Raw genomic sequence first — 1,280 nt, forward strand, 5'->3', positions numbered from 1 at the left:
GGCTGATTTGTAAAAAGTCATACTATTATTGAAGGTTAGTGTTGCAAGTCATCCTGCAAAATTACCATAAAAACATCGTTATATCGTGGTCAAAAGCTAATACCAAACCCATAATATATAGTATAATTCAGCTATGACTATACCAACATATACCCTAAAAGATCATGACTTTGGCAAACTCTCGAAGACCGAGAGTAACCCCAGAGCTCGCCAACGTCTCCTTATTCTATATCAATATAGCATAGGCAAAGCCACTAACGACATTGCCAAAGACCTCTACATACACCCTGAAACTGCCAGACGGACCAAGAAACGTTATCTTCAACGTGGACTTGACAGTATCTATGACCGTCCTCGCCGAGGTCGGCACAGCAAACTGGCGGAAGCCGACATAGAGGCCTTCAAAGCCATGATCGTATCTGAGCAAGAAAAGCGAGCTGGCGGTCGTCTAACCGGTCAAGACATCCAACAGATAGCCAAAGAACACTATAACGCTCACTATACCGTTAACGGTATTTACGAGATGTTAAAGCGTATCGGTATGAGCTGGATAAGTGCTCGTAGTCAGCACCCAAAAGCAGATGAAGAAGTACAAGAAACTTTTAAAAAAACTTTATAACCCGTGTCAAAGAGGTATTACCTGAAGGTATTGACTGTCAACAAGTCGATATCTGGTTTCAAGATGAAACTCGCATAGGACAACAAGGATCACTGACTCGAGTCTGGCATTACCGCGGGCAAAGACCTCGGCTTATCAGACAGCAGCAGTTCTTATCAACCTATATCTTTGGGGCTTTCTGTCCTGCTACAGGCAACAGTGTTGGACTGGTTCTGCCATTGGTAAATAAACATACCATGCTCTTGCATATGCAAGAGATTAGTAAAGCGGTTCCCGAAGGTCGACATGCCGTTGTGGTGATGGACGGGGCGTTGTGGCATCAACCAAGCTTGAATCTACACAATGTGACCATGCTTAAACTGCCGCCTTATTCACCTGAGTTAAACCCGTCTGAAAACGTTTGGCAGTATCTTAAGCAGAACGAGTTGTCTAATCGCTGTTATGAGAGCTATGAGTCTATTGTTGATGCGGCTTGCTGTGCTTGGAATAAGTTGCTTGAGCAGCCAGAGAGGATTCGCTCTTTGACTACTCGAACTTGGGCGCAACTTTAATTATTGGGATTGGTATAAGCTAGCTCTAATGTGCCAAAACGTGCTAAAAACAAGTCAAAAAACCATTAATCTTAATGAACGGCCATAAAAAAGAGGCCTTAATATAAGAC

At 43.2% G+C, this 1,280-nt stretch carries 2 protein-coding genes; both read left to right on the plus strand.

The window, feature by feature from the left end:
- The first annotated feature begins 133 nt into the window (after positions 1 to 133).
- The gene (locus JMX13_RS13525; RefSeq protein ID WP_201555721.1) at positions 134 to 619 is read left to right on the plus strand and encodes a winged helix-turn-helix domain-containing protein; all 486 of its coding nucleotides are present in this window, start codon (positions 134 to 136) and stop codon (positions 617 to 619) included.
- The gene (locus JMX13_RS13530; protein ID WP_201613332.1) at positions 616 to 1,170 is read left to right on the plus strand and encodes an IS630 family transposase; all 555 of its coding nucleotides are present in this window, start codon (positions 616 to 618) and stop codon (positions 1,168 to 1,170) included. The genes JMX13_RS13525 and JMX13_RS13530 overlap by 4 nt, the downstream gene beginning before the upstream one ends.
- Positions 1,171 to 1,280 lie beyond the last annotated feature (110 nt).

Source organism: Psychrobacter immobilis (assembly GCF_904846285.1).
Lineage (GTDB): Bacteria > Pseudomonadota > Gammaproteobacteria > Pseudomonadales > Moraxellaceae > Psychrobacter > Psychrobacter immobilis_D.